This window comes from Bradyrhizobium erythrophlei (assembly GCF_900129425.1).
Lineage (GTDB): Bacteria > Pseudomonadota > Alphaproteobacteria > Rhizobiales > Xanthobacteraceae > Bradyrhizobium > Bradyrhizobium erythrophlei_C.
This window is the reverse complement of record NZ_LT670817.1, coordinates 3,503,536-3,516,632: the sequence shown is the minus strand read 5'-3', so window position 1 is coordinate 3,516,632 and position 13,097 is coordinate 3,503,536. Positions and strand designations below refer to the sequence as shown.

21 protein-coding genes and 1 pseudogene are annotated in these 13,097 nt (G+C 58.6%); 12 read left to right on the top strand and 10 right to left on the bottom strand.

All coding sequences use genetic code 11. From position 1 onward, the window contains the following. Positions 1-81: 81 nt before the first annotated feature. The 10 genes from B5527_RS16750 to B5527_RS16710 form a co-directional block, all read right to left on the bottom strand. Positions 82-1,122 carry an endo-1,4-beta-xylanase gene (locus tag B5527_RS16750; RefSeq protein ID WP_079602505.1) on the bottom strand — a complete coding sequence of 347 codons (1,041 nt, stop codon included), beginning with the start codon at positions 1,120-1,122 and terminating at the stop codon, positions 82-84. Further along, complete coding sequence (locus B5527_RS16745; protein WP_079602504.1) at positions 1,109-1,372, bottom strand: hypothetical protein; 264 nt, start codon at positions 1,370-1,372, stop codon at positions 1,109-1,111. The genes B5527_RS16750 and B5527_RS16745 overlap by 14 nt, the downstream gene beginning before the upstream one ends. A 186-nt stretch (positions 1,373-1,558) precedes the next feature. Beyond that, entirely contained in the window at positions 1,559-1,762 is a 204-nt protein-coding gene (locus tag B5527_RS16740) for a hypothetical protein (RefSeq protein ID WP_079602503.1), read from the bottom strand. Next, the gene (locus tag B5527_RS16735; RefSeq protein WP_154072299.1) at positions 1,762-2,025 is read right to left on the bottom strand and encodes a hypothetical protein; all 264 of its coding nucleotides are present in this window, start codon (positions 2,023-2,025) and stop codon (positions 1,762-1,764) included. The genes B5527_RS16740 and B5527_RS16735 overlap by 1 nt, the downstream gene beginning before the upstream one ends. A gap of 2 nt (positions 2,026-2,027) precedes the next feature. Beyond that, positions 2,028-2,387: a hypothetical protein gene (locus B5527_RS16730; protein WP_079602501.1), complete on the bottom strand. Its 360-nt coding sequence runs from the start codon at positions 2,385-2,387 to the stop codon at positions 2,028-2,030. 136 nt (positions 2,388-2,523) lie between these two features. Further along, on the bottom strand, positions 2,524-2,673 hold the full coding sequence (locus tag B5527_RS44010) for a hypothetical protein (protein ID WP_154072298.1): 150 nt from the start codon (positions 2,671-2,673) through the stop codon (positions 2,524-2,526). Then, positions 2,673-2,855, bottom strand: coding sequence for a hypothetical protein (locus B5527_RS16725; RefSeq protein WP_079602500.1), 183 nt, complete (start codon positions 2,853-2,855; stop codon positions 2,673-2,675). Before B5527_RS16725 ends, B5527_RS44010 begins: the two co-directional genes overlap by 1 nt. A 3-nt stretch (positions 2,856-2,858) precedes the next feature. Then, complete coding sequence (locus B5527_RS16720; protein ID WP_079602499.1) at positions 2,859-3,116, bottom strand: hypothetical protein; 258 nt, start codon at positions 3,114-3,116, stop codon at positions 2,859-2,861. A gap of 9 nt (positions 3,117-3,125) precedes the next feature. Beyond that, positions 3,126-3,389, bottom strand: coding sequence for a hypothetical protein (locus B5527_RS16715; RefSeq protein WP_154072297.1), 264 nt, complete (start codon positions 3,387-3,389; stop codon positions 3,126-3,128). Positions 3,390-3,467: 78 nt separating this feature from the next. Next, the gene (locus tag B5527_RS16710) at positions 3,468-3,842 is read right to left on the bottom strand and encodes a hypothetical protein (RefSeq protein ID WP_079602497.1); all 375 of its coding nucleotides are present in this window, start codon (positions 3,840-3,842) and stop codon (positions 3,468-3,470) included. Positions 3,843-4,315: 473 nt separating this feature from the next. On the opposite strand from B5527_RS16710, the gene B5527_RS16705 reads away from it, so the two are divergent. The 12 genes and pseudogenes from B5527_RS16705 (at position 4,316) to B5527_RS16650 (ending at position 11,834) form a co-directional block, all read left to right on the top strand. After that, positions 4,316-4,756 (top strand): hypothetical protein, encoded by a 441-nt coding sequence (locus B5527_RS16705; protein WP_154072296.1) that lies wholly within the window; start codon positions 4,316-4,318, stop codon positions 4,754-4,756. 47 nt (positions 4,757-4,803) lie between these two features. Then, a complete protein-coding gene (locus tag B5527_RS16700) occupies positions 4,804-4,983 on the top strand; it encodes a hypothetical protein (protein ID WP_079602495.1) in 180 nt (59 codons plus the stop codon). Positions 4,984-5,038: 55 nt separating this feature from the next. Further along, positions 5,039-5,392: a hypothetical protein gene (locus tag B5527_RS16695; protein ID WP_079602494.1), complete on the top strand. Its 354-nt coding sequence runs from the start codon at positions 5,039-5,041 to the stop codon at positions 5,390-5,392. Beyond that, complete coding sequence (locus B5527_RS16690; RefSeq protein ID WP_079602493.1) at positions 5,389-5,661, top strand: hypothetical protein; 273 nt, start codon at positions 5,389-5,391, stop codon at positions 5,659-5,661. Before B5527_RS16695 ends, B5527_RS16690 begins: the two co-directional genes overlap by 4 nt. Positions 5,662-5,691: 30 nt before the next feature. Further along, a complete protein-coding gene (locus B5527_RS16685) occupies positions 5,692-6,288 on the top strand; it encodes a DNA ligase (RefSeq protein ID WP_079602492.1) in 597 nt (198 codons plus the stop codon). A gap of 599 nt (positions 6,289-6,887) precedes the next feature. Beyond that, a pseudogene (locus B5527_RS46320) lies at positions 6,888-7,111 on the top strand (hypothetical protein); the annotation flags it as partial. Positions 7,112-7,223: 112 nt separating this feature from the next. Then, on the top strand, positions 7,224-7,706 hold the full coding sequence (locus B5527_RS47630; protein WP_079602491.1) for a peptidoglycan-binding domain-containing protein: 483 nt from the start codon (positions 7,224-7,226) through the stop codon (positions 7,704-7,706). Next, a complete protein-coding gene (locus B5527_RS16670) occupies positions 7,640-8,848 on the top strand; it encodes a matrixin family metalloprotease (protein WP_079602490.1) in 1,209 nt (402 codons plus the stop codon). The genes B5527_RS47630 and B5527_RS16670 overlap by 67 nt, the downstream gene beginning before the upstream one ends. A gap of 979 nt (positions 8,849-9,827) precedes the next feature. Beyond that, positions 9,828-10,571: a hypothetical protein gene (locus B5527_RS16665; protein WP_079602489.1), complete on the top strand. Its 744-nt coding sequence runs from the start codon at positions 9,828-9,830 to the stop codon at positions 10,569-10,571. A gap of 182 nt (positions 10,572-10,753) precedes the next feature. Continuing rightward, positions 10,754-11,113: a hypothetical protein gene (locus B5527_RS16660; RefSeq protein WP_079602488.1), complete on the top strand. Its 360-nt coding sequence runs from the start codon at positions 10,754-10,756 to the stop codon at positions 11,111-11,113. Between the two features lie 27 nt (positions 11,114-11,140). Next, complete coding sequence (locus B5527_RS16655) at positions 11,141-11,560, top strand: hypothetical protein (RefSeq protein ID WP_079602487.1); 420 nt, start codon at positions 11,141-11,143, stop codon at positions 11,558-11,560. A 67-nt stretch (positions 11,561-11,627) separates the two neighbouring features. Beyond that, a complete protein-coding gene (locus tag B5527_RS16650) occupies positions 11,628-11,834 on the top strand; it encodes a hypothetical protein (protein WP_079602486.1) in 207 nt (68 codons plus the stop codon). The last annotated feature ends 1,263 nt before the right edge of the window (positions 11,835-13,097 follow it).

Sequence of the window (13,097 nt, the reverse complement as noted above, 5' to 3'; positions counted from 1 at the left end):
GTGAGCGCTCGGCTTGGCGCATGGCCCCATTTAACCAGCCACCCCTATGTCTTCAGGTGACGATCGGCTGGCACCGACGAATTAACCGGCTCTCCGGTTCTGGAAAGCCCGCTCGATCTCAGCGGCCATCGACTTCGGCTGGTAGTTGTCGTCGAAGGGCAAGGGCCGCTTCTGACCTTGTGCGATGAGCCAGGAGTATTTGTCCGCGAGTTCCCAGGTAATGACGGCTTTGACGTTAGGGAACGACAGAACGTCTTTGAGGTAGGAGCGGGTTGTTTCGGCGACACGAGTATCGATCAGCGTAGTGTCTGTCGTGGCGACTGGTAATGCCGTGTTGCTGCCCCCAAGCGGGGCGATATCGAGTTCGGAGATATGGACTTCGAGGCCACGCTTCCGCAACTCTTCGAGGAGCCACATGACACCTTCGTGGGTGACACCGGCCCAGAGCGTGAGGTGGCTTTCGAAGCCAATACCGTGGATGGGGACGCCTCGACCGAGCAGACGATCGACCAGGGCGAGGAACGCGATCCGGTTCTTCTCGCAACCCATACGATCAAGTACCTGTTCATTCATGAACAGCTTGGCATCGCTGTCAGCAGCGTGCGCTCGACGGAATGCACGTTCGACGTAGTCGGGTCCAAAGACCTTCATCCACGTCTTGGAACGCATAAGGTCGGCGCGTCCGTGAGCCGGCTCAATCGGTTCATTGACGACGTCCCAAACGGGGATTCGTCCGGCATATCGACCGACCGTTTCGGTGACGTGCTGATCGAAGTAGCGCTGAGCGTCCTGGACTGCGACATTCAAGACGCCGTAATCGGGGCCTGTGCTGTTCGACGACCATAGCCAGGCCGGATTGTACTCGTTCCAGGCCAGGTTATGGCCCTTGACCATGATGCCGTTGGTCTCAGCCCACGCGATCAGCTGATCAGCCGGCCCCCAGTTCGGGACGAAGTCGGCGGTCGGACGCACCGTGCTCCACTTGAGCGCGATGTCGGTGGTAATGATGCCGCAGTGTTGCTGATAGAGAGCTGCGTATTGAGGGTCGGTGAGGACCTGCGTTGCCGCCGCAGCGCCAAACATCATTCCGTTGGCCAGCGCGGTAGCATTAAGGCTGTCCACTAGAGGTCTGTTCCTTACAGTCGTTTTGGTCCTCGAAGTGGACCATGGGCTTCAGCAGCGCGATGTAGAACGGGATCAGCGCGACGATGATCGCTGCGACCTCCTGGCTGATGCCGAATCGCTGGATGATCGGCTTCAGGTCGACGACCTGGAGCTGGGTGAGCAGCACCGGCATCGAGATGGAGAGAGCGGCGATGAACGCATGCCACCGAAATCGCGCCCGCTGACGGAGTTCAGCGAGACGTTTCATTTGGTTCTTCTCTGGTTGGCGTGTTGAAAGCCCGAGGTTTTGCAGAAGGTGGGCGCCATCTGATTTGTTCTCGGGCGTGCGGGGTAAAGGAGGGGAAACCCCCGCACATGCCGGGCTCGTCAGTCGGTCGGCGAAAATCGCATCACTGCGCCGCCGCTCCCTGTTACTCAGCTCCGGGGATGAGTGTTATTGGCCGGCCGCTTTCGCCCGGCGCTGATTCCTGTGCTTGTCTTCCAGGAGGACTTCGTCGACCCGGGTGACGTAGGATACGTGCCCGCCATCGCTCCAGTCGCGCTGGTGCTGCTTGGGCGTCACGGATGGCGCCGGGCGCATGGAGGGCCGGTTGTAGGACTTGTTGACCGTCTTGTTGGTCGGCTGGACATTCTTCATCAGGAAACCATTCTCTGTGGGATCATCCAGTGCGCCGGCACCGTCGACACAGCAAGGCAGAGATTGGGAACGAGCTTTTCAAGCACCCAGTCGACATGCTCCTGTTCGACACCGATACACGGGCGGATCAGTTTTGCGTTGGAGTAGAGCTTGGCTACGGGATCCCCGTAGGCGATCGGCTCCCACTCTTTGGGGTTTAGTTTCAGCCAGGCGATCATCACCTCGGCGTGCTTCCTGGTGGAAGCGACCATCGCGTTGAGCATGGTCATTCCTTTTGTGCGATGGCCCGGTCGATCCAGGAATAGATTTCCCGATTGTCGCGGCGAGCCATGATCAGGACCGGCGTCAACCGGTTCACGACCGTCTCTTCAGCCGCCCTGCTCTTCAGCGCTGCGGCATGCCAGCAGGCATGGTTGATCTCGTGCTCAAGCGTTTCAGCGAATGCCGAGTCCGGAAGATCGGTGCGGACGTAGATGATGAAGTTGAAGCGGTCGCACAGGCCGAGACATTCCTTCTCGTCGGCCTCTTCGGGATCCCAGTGTTGGAGTTGGTATTCGAAGACGCCGATCTTGATGGTGCTTGGCAGCAGGGTGCGATCAGGCAACTTCCTGCGGCTTTTATTCATGACTGACTCTGGTCAGCGCCGGCCGACGACAGATGTCAGGGCGCAGAGATGGAGGTTGGGGTGAGAGCGAAGGCCTGCTCGATCGACGCCTGCCAGATCACGTAGCTGAACAGGAAGATTGAGAACGGGAACGGCATCACTCCACCTCCTCTTCCTCTGAGAGGATGGAGGCGAGATAGATGCCGAACTGCTCGATGCCGACCGCCACGTTGTCGATAGCCTCTCCGATCGCAGACAGGCCGAAATAGAGCGCCGCGGCGATGATGATTGCAGAGACGATGCTCATCACCAGCCCCCCAGCCACACGCCCCATCCGTGGATCACGCCGACCGGCGGCAGGATCGCTCCGGCGATCAGGAACAGGTAGGAGGCCGACTTGATGCAGACGACGACGTGGGTGACCCACGCGGCAAGCGCGGTGAGCACGGCGCCGAAGTACAGCACCGCAAAAAACGGGTAGGCTCGCATGAGCTATTTCCTTTGGCTTGGCGGAAGGAACGGCTCTGCGAAGAGCCCCTTTTCCATGGCGACTGCGCGAACGGCCTTGCGCACGTCAGGCAGCCGGCGATCCTTGATGGCAGCGACAGGGTTGTCGCCGCCGAGCAGCTCGTTGCCGCGCAGCATCCACATCTGGGCCTCGGCGGGCCCGACGAGCTTGTCGAGATGCTGGATGATGTCGAAGGCTTGCTTGGCGAGCGGCGATGTCGAGATCGGGTCAGGCCTGGTCATGCATCCCGATCATGCCGCTATCGCCTTCTGGATCTCGTCGATCACGCGCGCCATAGCCTTCGACTTGAGGAAGTCGAGGACGAAAACGTCCGGCACCAAGTGCATCTCGCCAGTGTCTTCCGCCGGGATGTAATCGGCCGGACCGATCTCGTGGAGCAGCGGCATCCGGCGCAGATACATCTGGCCTGGATAAGGGGCCCCGATCCTTTGCCAGTGATCCAGTTCGTCGTTGAAGACCTCGACGGCGAGGTCAACAAGCTTCTCGTCTGCCACGCCCATGACTCCGATTGCTTGAAAGGGTGACCCGGCTCCCCCGTTCAAGAGTGAGGCCGGGCTCTGGGTAAATCGATCTCATTTCACGATGGCGCGGTACTGCCAGAAGTGATCGTCGCAGCGCCAAAGGTAGTCGTAGGTGTGGAACAGCCTCCGCTCAACGAAGCGCAGCCATTTGCGCCGGCCGTCGATCTTGACTGGGATCAAAGCGAACCAGCGCTGCCAATCGTGAACTGTCACCTGAGAGGTGGAGCCCATGAAGGTCTGCGGCGCCGCCGGCTCGGAAGTGTTCTCTTCTGGCGCGAAGCGCCCGAGACATTTTTCTGCCACGATGGCACCCGCTCGCCAGAGCAAGAGGAAGCCGACCATGACGCCCATGCCGCCGAAGATCATCGTGAGAACCTTCAAGGTTCTGCCCGCGAGCACCACAGCGAACATCAGGTCGTCCATCATGGGGTTTGCTCCGGGTGGGTAGGCCGCCTCCCCTGGCTCAGCTGGGTTGGACCCGGCTGTTCCAGGGTTGGGGCGAACGGATGATCTTTGCATTTGCACGAATGCTAATCTACCCATCCTGTACACTGACCCCGGCATTTCGTCAAGCCCAGGCAAATGGAATGCAAAATTCGGGAACCGAGACGGCCGGACACCCGCCGCGGCAGCGAGGGGTAGACTCTTGGGTTCTGGGTATGGGTTATAGTTTGGGTTCTAGATATATACGGTTCTTCATGTCGGCCTGTTTGACATAGGTATGTCGGCCAGCTTGACATACGTATGTCGGCCTCTTTGACATCCTATGTCGTCCAGCTTGACATACCCCCCATGTCGTCCACGCTGACATACCCCCTCGCCGGCCCGCCCCGTTACGTGGGGATTCTGGGCGCGAAGCGCCCTCCCGTCTGTCAGAAATTTGTGGTACTTTTTCTGACGTGACCGCCCTCACCCGCAGACCTGACAACGACCGGAATCGTAAGGGCTGGAACGTCTATTACGGCGATGTCCGGGTTGGACACATCGGTATGCGAGCCGGTGTTCCGGTCGACGAGGACCAGTGGGGCTGGTCCTGCGGCTTCACCCCTGGCTGCGATATCAGCGAACAGACGCATGGAACCGCAGCAACCTTCGAGCAGGCGCGAGCTGAGTTCGAGGAGGCCTGGAAGAAGATCGAGCGGGCCAAGACCGAGGCGCATTTCGAGCTGTGGCGCTACCAGCGCGACTGGACGGCCTGGAAGTACCGAATGTGGGACGAGAAGATGCAGATGCCGACCCAGCGCACCGATGGCCGGTCGCGGTGTTTTTGCGGTGCGGAGATCACCAACGCCTCGATCTCGAAGCACATCCAGGCGGCGCACCGCGGCATCGGCGCTTAACACCCAAGACGATTTTTGTTATTGGTTCCCATCAGGGGAACACGAGCATGCCATTCTACTACGCCTACCACGTCGACAAGGATGGCCATGCCACCAGTTGCTTTAACATTGCGGCCGATGATGACGATCAGGCGGTCGAGAAGGCACGGCTCCGACTGAAAGACGGGCAGGACATCGAGGTCTGGTGCATCGATCGAAAAATCACGGACATTAAGCACAGCGACTGATTCGCATTTAAGCCGACGCTTGCCTATCTTGGACTCGGGCAGTGGAGTTCCGCGTATGGCGTACCCCTCAATCATCCCGAACGACCGGCTCGACAAGGACTTCTACCTGGTCCTTGAGGACTTCAGGAGCGGCGCGGCCTTTCGCGAGACCGACGAGGGCATCGACTATTCGACGCTGATCACCGACCTGCTCACGGGCCAGTATGAGCAGCCGCTGCGGGTGGTTGCATTCAATGCGGCTGAAGGATGGTCGCGGGACGCCTCAGAGGATGTCGCCCGCGAGCTGGAGCGACGGGTCGGCGGCGAGGGTCTGGAGATTTCCGAGACGATCCAGGACTTCATCGAGAGCCATCTCGGGCGCAAGATCGGCGTGCAACTCCCGCTGCCGCTCCTCGGCCTGGAACGATGAAGTTCTGCCTGCGGTGCGACGGCGCTCGCTGGGTCTGTGAGGCCCATCCCGATCTTCCCTGGGAATTTGGCGACCGCGCCTGCACCTGTGGAGCACCGGGCGAGCCCTGCCCGGCATGCAATAACGATGCGGAGAAGGTACCGGACATGCCTCCGGATTTTAAGGTTGAGGAGGTACGAGACTTCGATCCGGTCATCGATGTGGAGCATGACATCGAGGAAGTCGAGAAAGAGTTGGCGCGCATGACGGACGCCAAGAAGCGGCATTGATCGCTGCCGGACTCTGCATAAATACCGGACATGACCAAGCACATTGAGTTTTGCATCCCCACGGTCAAGAAGGCTGTTCCGGCCGGCCCAGACTGGATCCACGAGGTGAAATACGACGGCTACCGGTTGCGCCTGGAGCGCGACGGCAGCAAGGTCCGGCTGCTCTCGAAGGGCGGTAACGATCTCACCAAGCGCTATCCCTGGATCGTCGAGACGGCGCTGAAGATCCGCAAGAGCCAGTTCATCATCGACGGCGAAGCCGTCGTGCTCGGCGTCGACGGGATCTCGGACTTCAACGCACTCCACAGCCGCAAGCACGACCACGAGGTCCAGTTATACTCATTCGACCTGCTGGCGTATAACGGCGACGACCTGCGGGGTCTGCCGCTGCACCTGCGCAAGACGAACCTGGAGCAGCTCCTGCGCGGCCGGCCTGATGGCATCTTCGTTGCACCCTTCGAGCAGGGCGAGATCGGGCCTGAGCTGTTCGAGGCGGCCTGCCGTATGGGTCTCGAGGGTTTGGTCTCCAAGCGCCGCGAGCGGCTATACCGGCCCCGCACATGCGACTGGGTGAAGGTCAAGAACCGCTCGCACCCTGCCTATAGTCGCGTCCTGGATCAGTTCTGATCTTCCAGACCAGGTGGCGGCAGAGTCGGCAGCGGTAGACCAGCCTGCCGTCGCTCAGTCGCTCGACAGGTTTCGTCTCTACCTCGCAGCGGGGACAGGTCATTGACGCCCTCATCGTGATGCCGGGTCAACGCCGCCGCCCCTTGATTAGATAAGCGCGAAGCGCTCGCCGGCCATACGCAATTCGCAGGGGCCCATTGGCATACGCTTTGCACCTCTTTTGCGGCAAATTTGTCCTGGATTACACGGAAACAAAAGCGAATGGCGGGTGTCGACAGGGCGGTGGCCATGTGGCGCCGCTCGACAAGGGACGGCTTGGTGAAGCCGACCAGCCCCCAGGCCATGGCCGGGCCGTCACCTTTTCCTCCCTAAGCAGAATTGCGCAGCTTGACCAACGGACTGCCCTCGCGGACCAATGTCTGCACTCGGCGGAAGCGGACGTGCGGCCCCCAAAGGCGGAAGTCCGGGTTTGACCCATTAGCGGGCATCCCGGAGACGATGCATTTGCTATCACCCTTGATCTAGGTCAAAGGAAAGTTCTACTCACGGCCGATACCCATCGCTATGGCAAGCGGAGGGTCGAGTGAAACCGAACGTACTTGCGGCCACAGCAGCTTTTCTTCACACTAGGTTGTCTCTCGGCCTCAGCTCATCAGGTCACAGGCGTTTTGGGATTACCCAGCGCCACCGCGACAATAGGCGGCAGCTTCCAGCTCCCGATCCGAAGTTTGGCTGCGTCATCAACAATGATGCGTTGCAATCCAAACCCCGGTGGGCGCCACGCATTGTTCCGCCAAAGAGCGCTCCCAACGTTTTGCAGATCAGGCACCTTCTCTCCAGAAAAACAATTAACGACCGTCCGTCGAGAGCGCTTAGCTGGCACCCGCCGCAATACCCTTACGTCCGTCTCGCATCATGAGTAGCGGAGCAGTACCATGGCACGAGAGCTAATCCCGGTAGGTTTACGCAAGGGCGATAAAAGCGCAGACGTTGAGCTATTGAACCGATACCTCTCCAGGTTTGGATACGCTTCACCGACAAGTCCTGACGGAGTCGATCTGCATTCAAGCACTGCAGTGGTAACTAACGACTTCTCTGACGAGACGGAGCGCGCTCTCCGCAAATTTCAGAAGCGCCACCGTCTCGCGGAAACAGGCGAAACCGATGCTGGGACCGCCGCGCTCTTAAATATGCCGCGATGTGGAGTGCCCGATCCCGACTTCCATTCTAGGTACGTACTGGCCGGGCCTAGATGGGAAAGAACCAACCTAACATTCGCTATTAGCCAGTTCCCTGGTGGAGCGATCACCGACGCGCAAGCGCGAGCTGCGCTTGTGGCAGCGTTCGGGGCTTGGGCCGCCGCCGTGGTGCCCCCCTTACTTTCCGCGAAGTTGCTGATACCCAACCTCACGACATAAATGTTAGGTTTGTAGTTCGCGACCACGGTGATGGATCACCATTTGATGGACCACAGGGCCCTGTGCTCGCTCATGCGTTTTACCCGCCACCTGGAGCATTTGCGGGTGATGTACATTTCGATAATGAAGAACCTTGGGCGCTGAATATCGCAGTTAACCAGATTGATATTCAGAGCATCGCAACGCACGAAATCGGGCACGCCTTAGGCTTGGCTCATTCCGCGGTCCAGGGTTCAGTAATGTTTGCAACATACGACGAGGACGTGGGTTCGCGTGCGTTGACTACCGATGACATTACAGCGATTAGCCGGCTTTATTCACCAGTAACGCGAGGTAGCGTACTTACAGGATTCTCCAATGTAGTGCACTGGAGTCAAGATGGATTGATGCTCGGGTCCGGTCGGCCTCTGTACAAGGGTAGTTCTCCCGTAGCAGCAATGCTACCATACGCCAACGGAGTTTTGACAGCGTTTTCGAATACCGGTGGTTATGGTCACGCCATTCACTTCAGCCCAGATGGAGAAGGTCTCGGAATTGGAGAGATGCGCTACAATGGCACCTCTCCTGTGCGAGCAATGGTTGCTTACGATGGCGGAGTGCTAACGGCGTTTTCGCAAGCTGGCGGTGCTGGACACCGGGTCTGGTTTAGTCGAGACGGAAGAAATCTTGGTGGCGGGGAACTTCGCTACGAAGGAACATCTCCGGTTCAAGCCATGTGCGCTTATGATGGCGGAATGCTAACGGCGTTTTCGCAAGCTGGTGGTGCTGGGCACCGGGTCTGGTTCAGTCGAGACGGAAGAAATCTTGGTGGCGGGGAACTTCGCTACGAAGGAACATCTCCGGTTCATGTGATGTGCGGTTATGGCGGCGGAATACTGACAGCGTTTTCGCAAGCTGGCGGTTTTGGACAGCGAGTCTGGTTCAGTCGAGACGGAAGAAATCTTGGTGGTGGGGAACTGGCCTATGATGGTACATCACCAGTTCTTGCAATGTGCACTTTTGGTGGCGGAATACTGACAGCGTTTTCGCAAGCTGGCGGTTTTGGACAGCGAGTCTGGTTCAGTCGAGACGGAAGAAATCTTGGTGGCGGAGAACTTCGCTATGATGGGAGTAATCCAGTCTTGGCACTCACAATATTTTAAGCCCTATCCGAACGCTTTGGGTTCTTTCAACTGAAGACGAACAATGCGGTGAGCAACAACGGGTTGGCGCTAATGGTTGAGCCCCGCAAATTCCTCCAAGAATGGGTAGAGAGTCCGTCACAGAGGCCAATCAAGTTCGTACTTATCATCAACATGAGGACGGCCAAGGCGCTCGGTCTCGCCATGCCGCCGTCGTTGCTCATTCGCCCCGACGAGCTGATCAAGTGATGTCAGCTTCTGGCACATAGCTCCCCCGGACGTGTGCGACGGCACGTCCGCAGTTGGCGAAAGCAGACACCGCATTCCAGGCGCATCCGTTGGTCAACCGACTGAACCTTGCTTAGACTTGGACCCCCAATCAGGGGGGTTCTTTTTTGCCCAACTATTTGCATTTTCGGGCGGACTGTGCTAATTGGGCTCCGCTTTCACAGGCAACTTTCGTCGACTTGGCCCCCCGAAAAGGGGGTTCTTTTTTATCTGGGGTGGCGTGTTCACGGACGGCCAGGGAAGCCCAAGAGGGCCGTCATGCGGCCAGGCAGGTTTGGTCCAGGCGCGGGCCGCCGGGCTACGCCAGCCCCGTTTCTGCCAGCCAGATCAGGCATTTGGCTGGGTTGCTTGAGGCGGGTGGTAAATGGCCTTTTGGTGATTCGAAGTATGAGGGGGACGCCCCACCCATACCCCCTGTTCCCATAAAAAATTCTGGTATTCCGAAAAGGACCACGGGAAACCCTTTTCGGATTTTCCGTTAGACCAAAGTCTAATACCGATTTGCATTTTTCCGTTTGCATTCCGGTTCGCGGTCCTTTAGGGTGATTTGTGTGAAAGCAAACGGAGCGTTTTCGGACTAGACATTTCCCGGACTCTCATGAGGCGACTCTTGTCGCGTGGAACTCAGAAACCAAGCGGTTTCAGAGAACGGGAGAGCCATGTCTAAAACCGGAATTTTCTCCGCCCCTACGGAAAAACGACGAAAGGTAAAATGCAAATGTCGAATACGGTTCCCAATAAGACGCTTGGCGAAATCGCCATTGCGGAAGCAATCAAGGCGGTCAAGGACGATGACTCGGCCGCGTTTACCGCAACGGTAGCGCTTGGCCTTGTGATGGCAGCCCGTCAAGTGGAACGTGCGGAAGGCTCGGAAGATATTACGGACAAGGCCAACAAGGCCACATTCCGCGCCTTCCTCAAACGATACGCTAACCGGGGCGGAGTCGTGTGGCGCGACTCGGACGATATCTTGAACCAAGCGCTTGCCAAGCGTGGCAAGGAACGCGAGTCGGCCGTTTCTGACTACATCGACAAAAAGGAAAAGGGCGCGCGACTCGTGGAAGGGCTGGCAAAGCTCAAAACGTGGTCATTCCGCCTCATGAAAGACGTGTGCGTCAATCATGCCGATATCATCCGCGATTTGTTGGCCAAGAAAACGGCCGGTGCGGGCGGTGACGCTTTGGCGGAGGCGTTCAAGGCCTTTATCCGGGAAACATACGGCGCAAGCTTTGCGAAGCTTTGCAGCGCCCTATCGGAACCGGCCAAAGCGCCAAAGCAGAAAGACGAAATCGAGGCGATTTTTGCCCGCGCTGAAAAGCTCGCCGATACCGATTTGATTAAGCTAATCGCCCGGCTGCAAGGCTTGATGCATGAGAAGGCCAGCACGGCGGCGCAAGTCGATGACATGCTAGGGGCGGAGTCTGCTCCGGCGGAGGAAATGGCGGAGGCGGCGTAAGCCCCTCCTACCCCGCGCGGTAGCGGCGGCTCTACCGCTGGCGATCCTCACCCACGCTCGACCCTCGCCCTTCACTGGGCGGGGGATATTTTGCGCCGATTTCAGAACACGCCTGCCTCTTTCATTTTGGCAATTTTCGGCCTCTGGCCAGCCACCCCCACCCCCTATTTCTGGAGCGATCGATGCTTACCCACCTCGAAGTCGAGGAGATGGGCGCGCGTGCCCGTCGTGCTGGCGTGCCCATCAACATGAACCCGATCACCATGCCGGCCATGCGCCCCTTCTGGGACACCGGATGGATCGAGGAAGACGCAGGCCTGCGCCTGTCCCCCGTGGAACGCAACATCTGCGACAACCTGCGGGACATGATCGAACACCTGCCGGACGAGGCCACCAACGACGATCTCTTGGCCATCCACGGCAATGCCGGCGGCATGACCGACATCGAAGTGTGCGCCTTCGTGGATCAGCTGCTCGACGATGGCTGGGATTGGGAAGACGTCCTCGATTCCATGCTCGTCCCTGTCCGCAACGCGGCCTGAAACCAACCCACCATTGGAGATATCGCGATGAGCAAGGTCGCAGCCATTCTGCGTGCCCATGAGCTGGCACGTCAGCAGAAAGTCCGCAGGGCGCATACCCACGTCGAGACCATTACGCCGGATCAGCAGTCATCCGACGATTACGCGGCGTTCAAGCGTGACCTGGAGCTGGACAGTCTCAACTTCCACCCGGATCCGATCGGGCGTCATCGCGAGCCCAAGTCGATCTACTCCCCTGCCCCTCAATCGCGGGTCAGGTTCGAACGTCCGGCCAAGCGCAAGGCTCCCGAACGCACCGATCGGGACTGCGAGATCCCCGACTACCGCAGGCGCCAGACCTTCACGATCGAGGACTCCTCCGGTCGTGCCCGCGGCGCCATCCAGATCAACTCCTACTCCAAGCGCATCGCCATCGGTGGCTTCGGACTGACCACGAGGAAGCCATGAGACTGTCAATCGAGGCCTGCTTCGTGCTGGCCTGCGCCATCGCCGGCTATGTCTGTGGAGGTCACCCATGGATCTGGTGATGCATCCCAGCTTCAACACCGCCCGGCGCAAGCTCCGGGACATTCGCCGGCTCATTCGCAAGCCTCTCGATGCCCACGACATCGCTCTGTTCAAATCGATGTGGGCCGAAGCCCTTGAGAAGGATGCCACCGGCTTCAACTGCGTGCTCCTGGTCAACGATCTGATCGAGCAGAACACGCCGCTGAAATACTGAACACAAAATGTAGATCGACGGGCGATACAAACCCGTCGATTTGCATACCTGAGTACCGATTTGCACCTGATTTGCACTAGATTTAGTGGTTTTGGGGTGCAAATTCGTGCTCTGGCGAGTGAAAATCGCAATTTGTCTTTTAAGGGAGACGAAAGAAGCGAACGACGACATATCCGGTGTTGCCTGCGTTTTCGAGGCAATTCCAGCTGTGTCTGCGTGAAAACTACCAGCTCAAGGCAAGCGTAGCTGACCCCTGTGACCAGTTCACCGGCCAGTTCAGCTCTTCCTTAGCCTTACCTGTCTTCTCCCTCTTGAGAGTGTGCTTGTCCGGCGGCCCGCGATTCCGCGGCCCGTTCACTTGTGCTGATTTTCAAGAGGTTTCTTCGCAATCAACGCAACGGAGGAACGGATGCTCGAACTGCTCAACGCACTCTATCGCGAGTGCTCAATGATCCCGTCCCCTACCCCTGATCAGTCTCACGCCCTTGCCGGCGCGGCTATGATCTTGGGGTCCTGTGGTATCCCCTCGGCCCTCGTTCGGGAGGCCTTCGAGGTCCTGCGGACGGCCTTCGGAAAATAGGCCTGAGCGGGAGAAATTCGGGGCCCAAACGGATTTATTTGGGATTTTCCCCGGAATTTCCGGAAGCCCCTTTTCTCTCACAGATTTGCGGCGAAAGTTTGCTCTTGCATTATCTTTCGCCTTCGTGCAAACAGCCTGCAAACGAGTGTCCCATGAAGAATATCGTCATCCAGTCCCGCTCCGGTGTTAACCAGTTCAACGACATCGACCTCGCCGAGCGGCACGCCAAACTGAATGTGCCGGCCTTTACGGGATGACGAGAGACCGGCAATTTTGGTTTGTGCAGGCAGCGGGGTTACATTGTCCTCGCCATGAGCGCCGCGGGCATCGTCTGGATCATTTCTTTCCGTAGCGAACCAAAACTGACCGTCGGCGGAGGCCAAAGGACGTTCCGGGAACGGAAAGTGATTTCACGGGAAGCATCTTGCTATCCAGTACGCCACAGACCCGGCGTACCGCGCGCTCCTGGTTACGACCAATTGGGGAGCGCGGCGCCGGCCGTGAGTAGCGAGCGCTTCGCGCCGACAAATTACCATCTTGCCGGGCCGCGTGACTGGCCGCAGCCTACGCCTCTAGACACTGAACTTCTTTTGATTCCCGGAATCGCCTCCATTCCTCTGCTTCCGCCAGCCAGTATTCCGTTTCTGCCTGCCAGTGTTCCATTTCCTTTTTGGTGAGCGTAG

What these genes read in the sequence shown, in the direction of transcription:
- B5527_RS16685 (WP_079602492.1), top strand. Translation starts at nt 5,692, where the DNA reads ATGACCAAGCACATTGAGTTTTGCATCCCCACGGTCAAGAAGGCTGTT.
- B5527_RS16740 (WP_079602503.1), bottom strand. Translation starts at nt 1,762, where the DNA reads ATGAAGAATGTCCAGCCGACCAACAAGACGGTCAACAAGTCCTACAAC.
- B5527_RS16710 (WP_079602497.1), bottom strand. Translation starts at nt 3,842, where the DNA reads ATGATGGACGACCTGATGTTCGCTGTGGTGCTCGCGGGCAGAACCTTG.
- B5527_RS44010 (WP_154072298.1), bottom strand. Translation starts at nt 2,673, where the DNA reads ATGAGCATCGTCTCTGCAATCATCATCGCCGCGGCGCTCTATTTCGGC.
- B5527_RS47630 (WP_079602491.1), top strand. Translation starts at nt 7,224, where the DNA reads ATGGCACGAGAGCTAATCCCGGTAGGTTTACGCAAGGGCGATAAAAGC.
- B5527_RS16655 (WP_079602487.1), top strand. Translation starts at nt 11,141, where the DNA reads ATGAGCAAGGTCGCAGCCATTCTGCGTGCCCATGAGCTGGCACGTCAG.
- B5527_RS16650 (WP_079602486.1), top strand. Translation starts at nt 11,628, where the DNA reads ATGGATCTGGTGATGCATCCCAGCTTCAACACCGCCCGGCGCAAGCTC.
- B5527_RS16725 (WP_079602500.1), bottom strand. Translation starts at nt 2,855, where the DNA reads ATGCGAGCCTACCCGTTTTTTGCGGTGCTGTACTTCGGCGCCGTGCTC.
- B5527_RS16745 (WP_079602504.1), bottom strand. Translation starts at nt 1,372, where the DNA reads ATGAAACGTCTCGCTGAACTCCGTCAGCGGGCGCGATTTCGGTGGCAT.
- B5527_RS16660 (WP_079602488.1), top strand. Translation starts at nt 10,754, where the DNA reads ATGCTTACCCACCTCGAAGTCGAGGAGATGGGCGCGCGTGCCCGTCGT.
- B5527_RS16700 (WP_079602495.1), top strand. Translation starts at nt 4,804, where the DNA reads ATGCCATTCTACTACGCCTACCACGTCGACAAGGATGGCCATGCCACC.
- B5527_RS16695 (WP_079602494.1), top strand. Translation starts at nt 5,039, where the DNA reads ATGGCGTACCCCTCAATCATCCCGAACGACCGGCTCGACAAGGACTTC.
- B5527_RS16735 (WP_154072299.1), bottom strand. Translation starts at nt 2,025, where the DNA reads ATGCTCAACGCGATGGTCGCTTCCACCAGGAAGCACGCCGAGGTGATG.
- B5527_RS16730 (WP_079602501.1), bottom strand. Translation starts at nt 2,387, where the DNA reads ATGAATAAAAGCCGCAGGAAGTTGCCTGATCGCACCCTGCTGCCAAGC.
- B5527_RS16720 (WP_079602499.1), bottom strand. Translation starts at nt 3,116, where the DNA reads ATGACCAGGCCTGACCCGATCTCGACATCGCCGCTCGCCAAGCAAGCC.
- B5527_RS16690 (WP_079602493.1), top strand. Translation starts at nt 5,389, where the DNA reads ATGAAGTTCTGCCTGCGGTGCGACGGCGCTCGCTGGGTCTGTGAGGCC.
- B5527_RS16665 (WP_079602489.1), top strand. Translation starts at nt 9,828, where the DNA reads ATGCAAATGTCGAATACGGTTCCCAATAAGACGCTTGGCGAAATCGCC.